The organism is uncultured Novosphingobium sp. (assembly GCF_964277725.1).
Lineage (GTDB): Bacteria > Pseudomonadota > Alphaproteobacteria > Sphingomonadales > Sphingomonadaceae > Novosphingobium > Novosphingobium fluoreni.
The window spans coordinates 1-13,765 of record NZ_CAXYKL010000252.1 but is presented as its reverse complement, the minus strand read 5'-3'; the positions used below and the strand labels follow the sequence as shown (position 1 = coordinate 13,765).

At 61.7% G+C, this 13,765-nt stretch carries 13 protein-coding genes and 1 pseudogene; 3 read left to right on the top strand and 11 right to left on the bottom strand.

Annotated elements, in window-relative coordinates; all coding sequences use genetic code 11:
* The 11 genes from ACHWRX_RS14000 to ACHWRX_RS13950 all read right to left on the bottom strand — a co-directional run.
* The coding region (locus tag ACHWRX_RS14000) for a glycosyltransferase family 2 protein (protein ID WP_394659646.1) at window positions 1-461 on the bottom strand (461 nt) is incomplete at its 3' end.
* The gene (locus tag ACHWRX_RS13995; protein WP_394659645.1) at window positions 458-1,063 is read right to left on the bottom strand and encodes a hypothetical protein; all 606 of its coding nucleotides are present in this window, start codon (window positions 1,061-1,063) and stop codon (window positions 458-460) included. The genes ACHWRX_RS13995 and ACHWRX_RS14000, both read right to left, overlap by 4 nt.
* The gene (locus tag ACHWRX_RS13990; protein WP_394659644.1) at window positions 1,056-2,225 is read right to left on the bottom strand and encodes a glycosyltransferase family 4 protein; all 1,170 of its coding nucleotides are present in this window, start codon (window positions 2,223-2,225) and stop codon (window positions 1,056-1,058) included. Before ACHWRX_RS13990 ends, ACHWRX_RS13995 begins: the two co-directional genes overlap by 8 nt.
* Complete coding sequence (locus ACHWRX_RS13985; RefSeq protein ID WP_394659643.1) at window positions 2,222-3,619, bottom strand: SGNH/GDSL hydrolase family protein; 1,398 nt, start codon at window positions 3,617-3,619, stop codon at window positions 2,222-2,224. The genes ACHWRX_RS13990 and ACHWRX_RS13985 overlap by 4 nt, the downstream gene beginning before the upstream one ends.
* A gap of 14 nt (window positions 3,620-3,633) precedes the next feature.
* Complete coding sequence (locus ACHWRX_RS13980; RefSeq protein WP_394659642.1) at window positions 3,634-3,972, bottom strand: hypothetical protein; 339 nt, start codon at window positions 3,970-3,972, stop codon at window positions 3,634-3,636.
* Between the two features lie 91 nt (window positions 3,973-4,063).
* Complete coding sequence (locus ACHWRX_RS13975; protein WP_394659641.1) at window positions 4,064-5,293, bottom strand: WcaI family glycosyltransferase; 1,230 nt, start codon at window positions 5,291-5,293, stop codon at window positions 4,064-4,066.
* Window positions 5,284-6,252, bottom strand: a complete 969-nt coding sequence (locus ACHWRX_RS13970; RefSeq protein WP_394659640.1) for a GDP-L-fucose synthase family protein — start codon at window positions 6,250-6,252, stop codon at window positions 5,284-5,286. The genes ACHWRX_RS13975 and ACHWRX_RS13970 overlap by 10 nt, the downstream gene beginning before the upstream one ends.
* The gene (gene gmd / locus ACHWRX_RS13965) at window positions 6,249-7,313 is read right to left on the bottom strand and encodes a GDP-mannose 4,6-dehydratase (RefSeq protein WP_394659639.1); all 1,065 of its coding nucleotides are present in this window, start codon (window positions 7,311-7,313) and stop codon (window positions 6,249-6,251) included. The genes ACHWRX_RS13970 and gmd overlap by 4 nt, the downstream gene beginning before the upstream one ends.
* A 288-nt stretch (window positions 7,314-7,601) precedes the next feature.
* Window positions 7,602-8,024, bottom strand: a complete 423-nt coding sequence (gene clpS / locus ACHWRX_RS13960) for an ATP-dependent Clp protease adapter ClpS (RefSeq protein WP_394659638.1) — start codon at window positions 8,022-8,024, stop codon at window positions 7,602-7,604.
* A 128-nt stretch (window positions 8,025-8,152) separates the two neighbouring features.
* On the bottom strand, window positions 8,153-9,124 hold the full coding sequence (locus ACHWRX_RS13955) for a phasin family protein (protein ID WP_394659637.1): 972 nt from the start codon (window positions 9,122-9,124) through the stop codon (window positions 8,153-8,155).
* Between the two features lie 195 nt (window positions 9,125-9,319).
* Window positions 9,320-11,233 carry a PHA/PHB synthase family protein gene (locus tag ACHWRX_RS13950; protein ID WP_394659636.1) on the bottom strand — a complete coding sequence of 638 codons (1,914 nt, stop codon included), beginning with the start codon at window positions 11,231-11,233 and terminating at the stop codon, window positions 9,320-9,322.
* Between the two features lie 153 nt (window positions 11,234-11,386).
* Here ACHWRX_RS13950 and ACHWRX_RS13945 point away from each other — a divergent pair, with 153 nt between their 5' ends.
* The 3 genes and pseudogenes from ACHWRX_RS13945 to ACHWRX_RS13935 form a co-directional block, all read left to right on the top strand.
* Complete coding sequence (locus ACHWRX_RS13945) at window positions 11,387-12,586, top strand: LL-diaminopimelate aminotransferase (RefSeq protein ID WP_183615833.1); 1,200 nt, start codon at window positions 11,387-11,389, stop codon at window positions 12,584-12,586.
* Between the two features lie 219 nt (window positions 12,587-12,805).
* A complete protein-coding gene (locus tag ACHWRX_RS13940; protein WP_394659635.1) occupies window positions 12,806-13,369 on the top strand; it encodes a winged helix-turn-helix domain-containing protein in 564 nt (187 codons plus the stop codon).
* A 121-nt stretch (window positions 13,370-13,490) separates the two neighbouring features.
* Window positions 13,491-13,765 (top strand): annotated as a pseudogene (locus ACHWRX_RS13935) (AAA family ATPase); the annotation flags it as partial.

The window sequence follows — 13,765 nt, the reverse complement described above, 5'->3', positions numbered from 1 at the left end:
TGTAGCGGATAGCGCCCACCGTGGCGGACCCAGCGGCCCATGAAGACATGACGACGCTTGAGGACGATGCCGGTGACGTCTGCCGGCATCAGCGGCAGATCTTGCCGCAAGCGCGCGGCAAGATCGTCGCCGATCAGCTCGTCCGCGTCCAATCGCAAGATCCACTCGGTGCGGATCGAGCCGTGTTCCAACGCGAAGCGGAATTGGCGGGCGTAATTGATCCACCGATTCTGGATCACTCTGGCCCCCAGGGCGCGGGCGATCTCCACCGTGCGATCCGTGGAGTGAGAGTCGATCACCAGCACTTCGCGCGAAAAGGCCTGCGCGCTGGCGATCGCGCGCGCGATATGCAGTTCCTCGTTCAGCGTCAGGATCACGGTGGTGACCCCGGGCAGATAGCCGGGCCTCACCGATCCGGGCGACGTGATATCCGCCTTTGCCGGCACCGGGCGGCGGATCATGCCGCGTCCGCCACATTGCCGAGCAGCGTGCGCTCATGCAGGGCGCGTTCGCGTCCCTCGAACCGCTGCCGTACGATGCGGGCGGGGGTGCCAGCGACGATCGCGTAAGGCGGCACGTCGCTCACCACCGTCGCGGCGGAGCCGACCACGGCCCCGGCCCCGATCGTCACCCCTTCGCGGATCGTCACCCGCTCCCCGATCCAGCAATCCGCCCCGAAGACGGTCACCGCGCGCGGCGCGTTGGGCCAACCGAGGCGGGTGGGCGTACCGGCGCGATCGAACGCGTGATCTGCGCCGACCACGCGGCAACCCGCAGCGATCATGCACAAGTCGCCCACCACGATCGGGCCATGGCTGCAGAAATCGGGACCAAGGTAGGCGTAGCGGCCGATCCGGCTGCCCCGCGCGATCACCATGTTGCGGCCCCATTGGAAGCCTTCTCCCAATTCCGCCAAGCCGAAGCGTCGTCGCAGCACAGGTAGCAGCAGCGTTCGTGCCAGAGCTTTCGCGCGGCCTTCCACCTCGGCACGGCAGCGGGCGATCATCGGTTCCGCCACCCGTTCCGGCGCGGGCAATTCGCCGATCAGAGGCCGCTCAGGCATGGACGACCAGCGCTTGCACGGTTTCGCGGATGATCCGCGCCTGCACTTCCGGCGTCCAATTCGCGGCGATCGTCGCTCGCGCGGCCTTGCGGATGACATCGCGCGGCGGCGCGGTCTGGAGCCATTCAGCGATCACGCGCGCCAGATCCGCGGCATCGTCACGCCGGAAGAACGCCCCGGTCACTCCGGGCGTGATCGCCTCCACCTCGGGCATCTGGGCATCGAAGTCGCCGTGCGTGATCGCGGGCGTGCCATACATCAGACTGTGCATGGCGGTCAGGCCGATCTTGCCCGGCGAGACGGTGAGGTCCGCATGATAAATCATCGGGCCCACCACATCCTCAAGATGGCAGGCGCCATGGAAATGGGCCGCGATCCGCAAATGCCGCGCCAACCCCTCCAGCGCCGCGCGCTCAGGTCCGTCACCGATCAGCAGCACGTTCACCGGTCGTCCCTGCTGGGCCAGTGAAGCAGCCGCCTGGAACAACAGATCGAACCGGCACTTCGCGGTAAGCCGGGCCGTGCAGATCAGCAGCGGCCGCTCTGGATCGGCAAAGAAATCCTGCGGGCGGCGCGGTGCGATCTGGCCATTGCGCAAGGCCGCAATCAGCCGATCCGCATGCGCGACATCCAGGCTGTTGAACACCACGCCGATCCGCTCTGCCGGGAAGCCGGCGGCAATGCCAAGGGCGCGGCCACGCTCGCCGTAAACCAGCAAGCGATCGGAAAGGCGGAAGAAAACGCGCCGCAGCAAACCTCTGCGCGATCCTTCAGCCTTCAGCCAGCCATGGCCCCAGAATACGACCGGCACGCGGCGCAGCTTGCCGATCAGGGCCGCCACCCAGGTCGAAAGGAAATGCGGGTCGGCCAGCAGAATCAAGGCTTGATAGCGCCGGTCCGTCGCCGCCCGCACCGCGCCGGGCTGCCACAGCAGCGCTCCCAGCTTGCGAAACGGCGCTTCTACGAAACGGGAGACTGCTTTGGGATCGGCGTGAAGAACGCCCTCCAGCGCTTCTCCACTACCGACGAAGTGGTAGGTGATGGACCCGTCCCGATCCATCGCCTGCATCACCGGCTCACGGTAATGCGGCCAGAAATGATAGATCACGGCCGCCTGCAGACGCACCGCTCCTACCTCGTTCCGGCCGCCCGCCTGGCTCATCCGAGCATCGCCTCCAGCGCCGCCAGAGCGCTGCGGGCATAGCGTTCGCCCAGGTAGGCGGCGCCGTAGTTGCTGGGATGAATCCAGTCCCCGCTCATGGTAAAGCGCGCGTTGCCCTCGGTCTGGCGGATCATCGCCGTCGCCCCGGCCGTGACCGCGCCCGACCAGGTGACGGCAGTGCTGCCCTGCGTCAGGCTGGCCACCCGGCTCGATCCGTCCGAGAACAGGATGGTGTAGCTGGCGGCGGACGTGCCTGCGGGCCACGCGGTCGCGAGCGTGGCGCTCGTCGCGGCGTTGAGCGGCGCGGTGAAGCGAAGTTCCGAGCCCAGTCCCGTCACCCACCTGCCGCCCGGATCACCATCCACCGGCACGAAGCGGCACAATGGATCGCCCAGCGCGGCCACGGCGGCCGAGACGGCGGCTTCGGCCGTGGTGATGGTCGCCGCCATGCGATTGGGCGCGGCGATGCAGCCGAAGACGACGATCGGTACGCCGGGGAATTGCGCTCGCGCGCTGCGCAATCCGCTCAAGGCATTGGCCTGGAGCGTGGCCGCGTTCTGCCCCGCATAGGCGTCGTTTACCGAAGCGTGGAGGAAGATCACTTCGGGCGCTTGGTAGCCCAGCGCCAAGTCTCCATTGGCGATGCGCTGGTCGAAACGATAGACGCTGGTGGCCGATTGGTTCCACCCGGTGCCGCCCGATCCGCTGGCCTGCAGCGACAGCCCCAGGCGATCCGCCATCTGCACCGCCACGCCGTCTGCGGTCATGTCCGGTCCCGACCCGAACACGTAGCTGTCACCCAGGAAAACGGCGTGTGGCGCCTCTGTCTGGTCGGCGGGCCACAGCGCCGCGCCGTCCTCCACGAAGCCCCCGTTCAGCCGCCCGGTGCGCATCGCCTCCACCACGATGCGGCGGACGGCGCGGCTGCCGAAATCCAGCGTCAGGTACTGGTCGGCATTGCCGGTGGTCGTGCCGGTCACCGTCCCCGCAAGCGATACGTATCGGCCATCGACCAGGAAGCGGTACGGCACAGTGGTCGGCCCGACGCGCGCGGTAAAGTAGCGGCTGTCCGCCATGACCTCCCAGCGGGCGTAGGTGTTGATGTCGGTGGGCACGGCATCCTGCACACCGGCGCTGATCCGCCCGCCGCTGCCGTAACGCCCGCCGATGACGTGCCAGACGCCGCGGGTCGTGGCGTTGCAAGGGTAGGCGGTGGCGGCGGTAACCGCCGGGTTGGTGGCGCCGTTGTCAGTGATCGTGGGCGGCGCGGGATGAAGGCCGGCGTTCCGCGGATTGGACAGGGCCGCGCGTGATGCAGCACGGCGCAGGCGGCCTAGCAGCCGCTGGTTGGCAAGGGCCCGAGGGCTGGCGGCGGGGCGCATGAGGGCGAGCATGGTGCGAGCTCCCCTCAGACCAGGGCGTAGAAGCTGGCGGCGGCGGTGGTTCCGCTGGCCTGGATGCGCGCGGCGGCGAACGGCAGGATGCTCAACCCCTCGCTCACCGGGACGGTTAAGGTGCTGGCATCGGCAAAGCGAAACGCTACATTGCCAGCCGCCTGCGCGATCACGGCCACGGCGCGCGGCGGAGCGAAGGGCATATCCACCACAATCGCGGTGGCGGAGGCATAGGACGGCTCGCTGATCGGGAGCGGCGAAGTAGCCGAAACAAGCGCGGCGCCCTCCGGCGTGGCAAAGGCGATGGCGGTCTGCGGCACATACGCGGCAGGCGCGGTGATCGGAATGGTCATGACATGCTCCTCCTGACGCGGACCATCCGCGCCTCGTGGAGCAGGAGAACTATGCCCGACCGCCTCCTGTAGGAAAGAACAAAATGCGAACTCACGCAGCCAGATCTCGGAGTTGACGTTCGAAACGGCTCAAAATTGCTTTAGAATTCCAATGATCGCGGGCCCGCTTACCCGCGCGATCTCCAAATAGCTTGCGAAGGACTGGATCGTCCAAAAGCGTACCAATCGCGGAAGCAAACGCAACATGGTCGCCTGGGGGGACCACCACCCCGCAGCCTTCTATTTCCAGCGCAAGACCTGTCCCTGATTTAGCAGTGGCGATAACCGGTCGGGACGACGCAAGCATGTTGGTCAGCTTTGACGGAAGTAACAGGTCGGCAGCTTCGGCAATCTGTGGAAGCAAATGGACGCTCGCAAGGGCCATGAGCTCGCCGAGACGCTGACTAGGCTGTAAAGGCCGAAATTGAATGTTAGGAAGATCTGATGCTGAAGCGATGAGTTGGTCGCGGTGCGGACCCTCGCCACATATTACGAAAATCAGATCGCGGCGGTGGCGCAATTCTCGCGCTGCTGCCACTATGATCTCAAGCCCCTGCTTGTTTGCGATATTCCCGGAATAAAGCGCAACATGGGCGTCTTGAAGCTGCCATGCCTGTCTATAAGTGGCAGCATCGCTCTGGCATTCGCCCCGCGGTTCATCGTCAAACGCAGCCCAATTCCGTAGTTCGACGATCTGCGACGCCTGAACACCACGCTCAGTCAGTCTCGAACACATCTGAGGGGAAATTGCACTTAAGCGATCACCGCGAAGCGCTATCACCTCGATCCTCCGCGCTATTCGAAAGAGCAAACCACGCTTTCTTAACAAGCCCGTAGCAACGGCAGCGTCGACTTCAAAGTCCTGTATATGTAGCCAAAACCGCGCGCCGACAATGCGAGCGACAATCTGCGCCACTACCGCAGAAAGCAGTGATGGCGCGATCGCCATAATAACATGAGGTTGCCGCCTTATCGCAACTGCCAACATTGCCGGCAGCGCGATCATCGCAAAGCTCAGATGGTGAAGCATACGAAGCTTGCCAGTCGGTCGGCGCGGCACATAGAGCGGCAAACGCAGAACGTTTACCCCTGCCTCGACGGATTTTGCCATCCGAAAACCGAAATACTCGGGTGAGATCTCCCATCGAGGATAATAGGGCTTTGCGCAAATGACGTGTACCTGATGACCGGCATCGACCAATGACGAGGCCATACCCGCTGTATAGGGACCGATTCCAATCGGTTCAGGCAGATAGTTTATACCTAGGATGACTACTCGCACGGCGTAAGTTCCGGCACGATATGCGCGAGATAATCTTCATATAGATTTGCAATTCCATCACGCAGGTCGACTTTTGCTTTCCAGCCAAACTTCCCCAGCTTCTCGTTGGACATCAATTTCCGCGGTGTTCCATCTGGCCGTGATGAGTCGAAACAAAGGCCGCCTTTAAAACCAACGATTTCGCAAATCAGCGTTGCTAAATCGCGAATGCTGATATCCCTGCCAGATCCGATATTGACCGGTCCCTCGTCAGAGTAAGACTGCATCAAAAATACACAGGCGTCTGCAAGATCATCGACATGAAGGAATTCGCGTCTGGGTTCGCCGGTACCCCAAACCGTCATGCTGGGGGCTTCAGCAATTTTTGCTTCATGCGCCTTGCGCATCAAGGCCGGCACGACATGGCTGGTCTTCAAATCAAAATTGTCGCCTGGCCCATAGAGGTTGGTGGGCATAACCGAAATAAAATCGCGACCGTATTGGCGACGGTAGGCGTCACATAATTTGATTCCTGCGATTTTTGCCACGGCATACCAGGCATTTGTTGGCTCGAGGGGGCCGGTGAGCAAGGTCTCTTCAACGATCGGCTGTTCTGCAAATTTTGGATAGACACAGCTTGATCCAAGAAAGAGGAGTTTTTCGACCGAATGGCGATGTGCCGCTGAAATCACGTTCGTCGCGATAGTCAGGTTATCTTCGAGGAACGCTACCGGATAATCTTGGTTGGCCTGAATGCCTCCGACCGTTGCTGCAGCCAGGAATACGACATCCGGCCGATTTCGATCGAACCACTTTCTTACGGTATGCTGCTCGCGCAAATCGAGTTCGTGCCGATCGGCTAAAAGCACGGTGCAATCGATTTTATCGAGACGACGGACAATGGCTGAGCCAACCATACCCCTGTGCCCGGCGACGAAGACCCGCCGCCCCTCGAGACCAAACACGTCTTTCACGCTCATGCGCCTTTAGAAATGGGCGCATGTCTCATCAGCGCCAAATCTGCCGTAACCATTTCCTTAACTAGATCACGCACTGACATCTCGTGGCTCCAGCCTAGCCGTTGCTTGGCTTTGCTGGAATCGCCGATCAAAAGGTCGACTTCCGTAGGCCGAAAGTATCGCGGATCGACTTCGACCAGGCATTTACCAGATCTTTTGCAGTAGCCTTTTTCGTCAAGGCCTCGCCCGTCCCAGTCTATCCCGATGTCAACGTCCTGGAAGGCCCACTCAACAAACTTGCGAACCTGAGTCGTTTCGCCCGTTGCCAGAACATAATCATCCGGCTCGTCCTGCTGAAGGATCAACCACATGCCACGAACGTAGTCCCGCGCATGCCCCCAGTCTCGCTTCGCATCGAGGTTGCCGAGCCAGAGTTTTTCCTGACGCCCTAGTTTGATAGCTGCCACACCACGCGTGATTTTGCGGGTCACGAACGTCTCACCCCTCAAGGGACTTTCGTGGTTGAACAGAATGCCGTTGGATGCATGAAGGCCGTAAGCCTCGCGATAATTCACGGTTGTCCAAAAGCCATATAACTTTGCAACTCCGTACGGAGACCGGGGATAAAATGGCGTGGACTCCCGCTGCGGCACCTCCTGCACCATTCCGTATAACTCGGACGTGGAAGCCTGATAGAATTTGGTGCTGTCTTGCAGCTTGAGGATGCGAATAACCTCGAGAAGCCGAAGCGTGCCGATACCATCGGCGTTAGCGGTGTATTCTGGTGTCTCAAAGCTAACCTGAACATGGCTTTGCGCAGCCAGGTTATAAATCTCCGAAGGCTGAACCTGCTGGACGATCCGGATCAAGTTAGATGAGTCGGTTAGGTCACCGTGATGGAGATGAAAGCGGGAAGCCGGCGTATGGGGATCCTGATAGATCGCCTCGATCCGCGCAGTGTTGAAGGTACTTGCGCGCCGCTTGATCCCATGAACCTCATAGCCCTTGTCGAGCAGCAATTCTGACAAGTAAGCGCCATCCTGGCCGGTCACGCCAGTGATGAGTGCAACTTTTCTGCTCATGCTCTTCCCCGCGGTCATAGTGGCCGCGCGCCGATCTTGACCATGAGCATACAATTCTGCGCGCCGCCAAAGAGGCAAAAAAGCAGCCGAGGCTCATGATCAGGCGCGGCTTACGCTCGCCCTCTTAACCACGTAGCAACCATGTTTTAGGGTGAGGCTCAATTTACAACTTTGTAAGTGAGCGCCCTTGAGGCCGTGCGACTAGTGCGAAAAAAACACTTAGAAACTGTTTTTCATAGAACAGCGCCAATCGCTGTTATCACGAAACACACTATCACTGCGAAATTTTCAGGCCTTTTCCAGCGTGCATTGCAGGGGGTGCTGGTTCTGCCGGGCGAAGTCCATCACCTGGTTTACCTTGGTCTCGGCGATTTCGTAGGGGAAGATGCCGCATACGCCGACGCCCTTCTGGTGGACGTGGAGCATCACGCGGGTCGCCTGTTCCATGTCCATATGGAAGAACCGCTTAAGGACCAGGACGACGAATTCCATCGGCGTATAATCGTCGTTGAGCATCAGCACCTTGAACTGGCTCGGCTTCTTCGGCTTGGCGCGGGTCTTGGTGGCGACGCCGACCTGGCCATCGTCCCCGGGGCGATTGGTGCCGTTGCCGCCGTCGTCATCGTCGGAGCATCGCTCAAGGCGCGCCTCGGCTTGCCGCGCAAACGCGGCTTGGCTTGGGGAATCGGTCCGGTAATACGGGGAGGTCATCGTGGCAGAATATCGTATGCCTGCGCCCATCTTCAAGATGGCACGAACGGGCATCGTCGTGACTGACGCACGAAAGGGCCGAGCTTTCGAAGCCCGGCCCTTCCAAATGTCTGCCGTCTGTCTGGCGATCAAGCCGCGACGCTGGTGGGCGCGCTCTGGCGGACCTTCTCAACCGCGAGGCTGACGCGACCGGTGATCGGCGCGTACACGTCGCTCATGAGCTTCAGGAAAGCTTCGGTGTTCTTCGAGCTCTGGGCGACGATGGTGTCGAAATTCTTGCGCGCCATCTCGCTCTGGACCTTCAGGAAATCGGTCGGCGACTTGGCAGCGGCCAGTTCCTTCATGTCGGCTGTCATGCTCTCGAACGAGGTGCGGCCTTCCGCGACCAAGGAGCTGCCCAGATCCTGCATGCCGTTGGCGAGGATCTTGCCGGAAGCGATCACCGCCTCGACGTTGCCCTTGGTGAATTCGCTGACTTCACCGAATACGGCCTGGCTCTTTTCCAGGGCCTTCTGGGCCTTGGTCTGAGCCTCGCCCATGGCGGTCTGGAAGCTGCTGATGTTGGCGCTCATGTCCATGATACTGTCCTTGGTGCTGGATACGGTTGGGGTAGGTTCGGATTTTGCTTCGAGGTTCTGTGATGGCTGCTGGGGCGCAACGGCCGAAACCTTGGCGTCGGCCTGGGCCGACGGGGCTTCGGACGCCTTGCTGGCGGCATCCATCAGCCCGGCCACGACAGGCGCGGCGACAGGCAAGCTGGGCTCGGCAAGAGCCGCCTGGAGGGGCGGCGTTGCATCGATAGCCAACTTGTCGATCGGCGCGGTTATCTGCGGAACCGGGGGTACGGCAACTTCGGGCACCTTGATGGCAGGGTTTGAAACAGCCGGAGCCTTTGAAACCAACGGAGGCGAAACCGCCACAGTAGATCCCGGCTTGGCCTTGGCCGCCACTGGCACGAATGCCGTGGTTGCCGGAGCTGGCTTGGCCTGAGCGGCTTTCGCCTTGCCCAGCGCTGCAACCGGCTTTGCCGGCGAGGACGGAGCGCCAACGCCCGCTTTCGCGAACGAAGAACTTTTCCTCGGCTTACCGTTGTCGGCCATCAGTATGCGGGTCCCGCTTTTGCCTGAACCTTGATGAAGGCACGGCGGATCCGAACCCTCAACCTCATGACGATGAACATTCATAGCCATGCTGCGTTGCAACAGTATGACGGGAAAGCGAGCCTGTCAATCAATTATGTTGCAGCGCAACATAACTTATCAGTGTTGTCACAGCGGGTTATTGGCACGAGGGCGTCATCGCGTTCGCACATAGCGTCCTGGCGCGTCTTCCAGAACCTTGTCGCCCCGGCTGCCCGGCTTGCGTTTGCCGGTGGCGGACACGCGATCGGTATCGAGATCCTCCAGCCATTGGCGCCAATGTGGCCACCAGCTGCCGGGATGCTCATCGGCTCCGGCGATAAACTGATCGAGCGAATCGTGCGCGCGAGAATTGGTCCAATATTGATATTTGCCCTGCGCGGGGTGGTTGACCACGCCGGCGATGTGTCCTGATCCGGCCAGCATGAACGTCCAGGGGCCAGACAGGTGGCGCGTGAGCTTCCACACGCTTTGTGGCGGCGCAATATGATCTTCGCGGCCGGCTTGAATGTAAGAAGGTGTGAAAATCTTGCGCAGGTCGAGCGGCACCCCACACGCTTCCAGCGAATCGGGCATGACCAGTCGATTGTCACGGTAGAGATCGCGCAGGTAATCGCGGTGCCATCGGGCCGGAAGGTTGGTGACGTCGCCGTTCCAGTACAGCAAATCGAACGCACCATGATCTTCGCCGCGCAAGTAATTGCGCTCGACGTAGTTCCAAATTAGGTCATTGCCCCGCAACAGATTGAACGCTGCGGCCAGGTATCGGCCATCGAGATAGCCTTCGGGTGTCAGATGGCTAAGAGCATCGATCTGCTGGTCGTCGATGAACGTCTTGAGGTCCCCGGCTTCCGAAAAGTCGACCTGGGCGGTGAAGAACGTGGCGCTGGCGACTTTCGCGTCCTCCCCTTTGCGCGCGAGCACCGCCAGCATGGCGGCCAGTGTGGTGCCGGCCACGCAATAGCCGATGGTGTGGACCTTGGGCACATCCAGCCGGGCCCGCACCAGATCGATCGCCTCGATCTGCGCGGTGATGTAATCGTCCCACGTCAGGTCCGCCATCGAGGCATCGGCTGACTTCCAGGACACCATGAACACGGTGAGCCCTTGATCCACCGCCCATTTCACGAAGCTTTTCTTCGCGGTCAGGTCCAGGATGTAGAAGCGGTTGATCCAGGGCGGGAAAATCAGCAGCGGCACCGCCGCGACTTTCTCGGTCGTCGGCGTATACTGGATTAGCTGGAACAGCGGGGTTTCGTGAACCACCTTGCCAGGCGTGGCGGCCAGATTCTCTCCCAGGCGAAAAGCGTCCGCCGCAGTGTGGGTCAGCTGCCCGCGGCGCAGATCGCCAAGCAAGTTCTCCATGCCCTTTACGAGGCTTTCTCCGCGCGTTTCGATCGCCTTTTCCAGCGCGACCGGATTGGTCAGCGCGAAATTCGCGGGGCTCAAACCGTCCACCAACGCCTTGATCGCGAAAGTCAGCTGCCGCTTGCGCGCAGGATCGAGCCCTTCGACATTCTCGGCCAAGGCCATCAACTGGTCCGACACCATGAGGTACATCTGGTGGACCAGCGCGAAGAACGGCTGTTCCCGCCAGCGCGGATCGGTGAAACGCGGATCACTGCGCGGCAGGCCCGCAGTCGCCGATGACGAGCCGGAACCCGCTGCCCCGGCCAATCCGAATTGCGCCAGGACCGTATCGGAAAGCGCGGCGGCATCAGCCCAGAGCTTGTTCTGGACTTCGGGGTTTGCCAGCGGCAGCTGGCTCAGCGTGGAGCTTGCGCGGGTCAACCAAGCCATCGGATCGAGTAGCGCGGGCGGAGACACGCCGGCCTTGGCCAGCTGCTCCACCTGGAAATCTGCCCACATGGTTTGCAGCCGCGTCGCCGCCTCAGCCCATTGCATCGCATCCTGGGTCAAACCTCTGGTCGGCGATTCTTCCGGAGGCGTCGTCCCGGCCGGCGTAGGCATGGCCTGCCCCAGCAGCGCGAGCGTCCCTTGCGCCTGCGCCATCATCAGCTCGCCCCAAAAGGCCATCGGGTGAGCGGGGGGGCGGGGTTCGGTGGACATCGGCGCACGGTCTCCTTCTTGGCGCTAAGTGCTTGTCTGGGGGCGGTCTGTCGAGTCCCCCTGAAGCGACGATCAGGCATTTACGCGCGGGCCCTTCACATCCTACAGGGGCAGCGGCGGCGATCCGGCCGCCTTCATGAAAGCCCAGAGGTCATGGAAGACGAGTTCTACCGCATCAAGCGACTGCCGCCTTATGTTATCGCCGAAGTGAATGCGATGAGGCACGCAGCACGCCAGGCCGGTAAGGACATCATCGATCTTGGCATGGGCAACCCGGACCTGCCCCCGCCCGCGCACGTGATCGACAAGCTGGTGGAAGTGGCACAGAAGCCAGACGCCCACGGCTATTCGCAGTCCAAGGGCATTCCCGGCCTGCGCCGCGCCCAGGCCAAGTACTATGCCAACCGCTTCGGCGTTGAGATCGACCCCGAGCGTGAGGTGGTCGTCACCATGGGTTCCAAGGAGGGACTGGCCAGCCTCGCCACCGCGATCACCGCGCCTGGCGACGTGGTGCTGGCGCCTAACCCCAGCTATCCGATCCACACTTTCGGCTTCATCATCGCCGGAGCGACGATCCGCTCGGTGCCGACGACGCCTGACGAGAATTATTGGCGCAGCCTGGACAAGGCGATGGCCTTCACCGTGCCGCGCCCCTCGATCCTGGTGGTGAACTACCCCTCGAACCCGACCGCGGAGACGGTGGACCTCGCCTTCTACGAAAGGCTGGTCGCCTGGGCGAAGGAGAACAAGGTCTGGGTCCTGTCCGACCTTGCCTATTCCGAGTTGTATTTCGACGGCAATCCCACGCGTTCGATCCTGGAAGTGCCGGGCGCGAAGGACATCGCGATCGAGTTTACCTCGATGAGCAAGACCTATTCCATGGCCGGGTGGCGCATGGGATTCGCGGTTGGCAACCAGAAGCTGATCGCCGCGATGACGCGGGTGAAAAGCTATCTGGACTACGGCGCGTTCACGCCGATCCAGGCGGCAGCCTGTGCCGCGTTGAACGGCCCGCAGGACATCGTGGAGAAGAACCGTCAGCTCTATCAGAAGCGTCGTGACGTAATGGTGGAAGCATTCGGCCGCGCCGGTTGGGATATTCCCGCCCCTAAGGCCTCGATGTTCGCTTGGGCTCCGCTGCCCCCCGCCTTGCGGGAAATGGGCAGCCTGGAGTTCTCCAAGCAATTGCTCACTCACGCGGACGTGGCGGTGGCACCAGGGGTCGGTTACGGCGAGGACGGCGAGGGTTTCGTTCGTATCGCCATGGTCGAAAACGAGCAGCGCCTGCGGCAGGCGGCTCGCAATATTCGCCGTTACCTAACCTCCAAGGGTGTAAACGCCAGCGCCGCCTAAGTTTTTCTTAGTTAAGGCGTATTAACCTAATTTATAAGACTTTTTACCTAGGTTGAAGACATATGCCCCTGCATCGACGCCGCCGATGCGGGGGCGTCCTATATGAGGGGAACCCCCGCCGGGTAACGTCCGCGGGGGGCAGTTTTGGCGACATTTCGATGGCTGTCGGCAGGGGATACCATCCCTGCGCACAACGACCTGCGACCTCATGGCTGGATCATGGCCAGTCAGTCGGTGGCCCCATGCGTTCTGATCGCACACGTCAGCGCCTTGCAGGACATCGACCCCGATGGATCGCTGAACGAGACCTGGCGGAAACTGAAATCCCAGACCATCGTGAGCGGCGTAAACCAGCCGGACGATCGCGCGCGACTGCTGAGCGACGGGTTCGGCGATGCGGTGGATGACAACATCACCTCCGGCGAACTGGAAGCGCGAGCGAAACGGCTCGCAGCCGTGTCACGCCTGCTGCCGCCACAACGGATCGTCGGGCCGCTCATCATCGATTTGCTCAGCCGCGATGCTTACGTAGAGGGCAAGGCTGTCGGCCTGTTTCCCCTAGAATTTGCCATGCTGTGGCGCTTGGCGGAAACGCCGGATGAATGTGTCTCCGGGCAGGCCCTGGCCAACGCCATCTGGCCGGCAGGGCATAAACCCTCTGCCAATACCAAGGCTGTGCAGCTTTCGCGTCTGCGCGCCAAACTGAAAGCGAGCGGGCTGCCCAAGATGATCGAGACGATCGCAGGCGGCTATCGCCTGCGCAGCTTCTCAGCTCCGGCCTAGCCGCCCACCAATTCCGCCCCGGTTGATCATCCATCGCGCTCGACCGTTTGCAATCGAACCCGCCCGTTCCTAGCTCGGGGATCGGCCCGGCAGGGGCTAATCATTTCGGGAAGGTGCTTCAATGGCGGATGCTGCGATCCAGGCGGAAGACAGGACGATCAAGCTGCAGGTTGCCGCCGCTCGCCAAGATGAAAGCGGGCACGGCATCGCGCGCCTGTCACGCGCGTCGCTTTCCGCGATCGGCGCGATGGAGGGTGACACGCTGGAGATCACCGGCAAGTCCACCACCGTGGCGCGCGCCGTGCTGGGCTATACCGAGGACGAGGAACTTCAGGTCATCCGCCTCGACGGTCTGCAGCGCGGCAATGCCGAAGTCGGCTCGGGCGAGTACGTGAA

What these genes read in the sequence shown, in the direction of transcription:
- ACHWRX_RS13940 (WP_394659635.1), top strand. Translation starts at nt 12,806, where the DNA reads ATGGCCAGTCAGTCGGTGGCCCCATGCGTTCTGATCGCACACGTCAGC.
- ACHWRX_RS13955 (WP_394659637.1), bottom strand. Translation starts at nt 9,124, where the DNA reads ATGGCCGACAACGGTAAGCCGAGGAAAAGTTCTTCGTTCGCGAAAGCG.
- ACHWRX_RS13945 (WP_183615833.1), top strand. Translation starts at nt 11,387, where the DNA reads ATGGAAGACGAGTTCTACCGCATCAAGCGACTGCCGCCTTATGTTATC.
- ACHWRX_RS13990 (WP_394659644.1), bottom strand. Translation starts at nt 2,225, where the DNA reads ATGAGCCAGGCGGGCGGCCGGAACGAGGTAGGAGCGGTGCGTCTGCAG.
- gmd (WP_394659639.1), bottom strand. Translation starts at nt 7,313, where the DNA reads ATGAGCAGAAAAGTTGCACTCATCACTGGCGTGACCGGCCAGGATGGC.
- ACHWRX_RS13985 (WP_394659643.1), bottom strand. Translation starts at nt 3,619, where the DNA reads ATGCTCGCCCTCATGCGCCCCGCCGCCAGCCCTCGGGCCCTTGCCAAC.
- ACHWRX_RS13995 (WP_394659645.1), bottom strand. Translation starts at nt 1,063, where the DNA reads ATGCCTGAGCGGCCTCTGATCGGCGAATTGCCCGCGCCGGAACGGGTG.
- clpS (WP_394659638.1), bottom strand. Translation starts at nt 8,024, where the DNA reads ATGACCTCCCCGTATTACCGGACCGATTCCCCAAGCCAAGCCGCGTTT.
- ACHWRX_RS13970 (WP_394659640.1), bottom strand. Translation starts at nt 6,252, where the DNA reads ATGAGCGTGAAAGACGTGTTTGGTCTCGAGGGGCGGCGGGTCTTCGTC.
- ACHWRX_RS13950 (WP_394659636.1), bottom strand. Translation starts at nt 11,233, where the DNA reads ATGTCCACCGAACCCCGCCCCCCCGCTCACCCGATGGCCTTTTGGGGC.
- ACHWRX_RS13980 (WP_394659642.1), bottom strand. Translation starts at nt 3,972, where the DNA reads ATGACCATTCCGATCACCGCGCCTGCCGCGTATGTGCCGCAGACCGCC.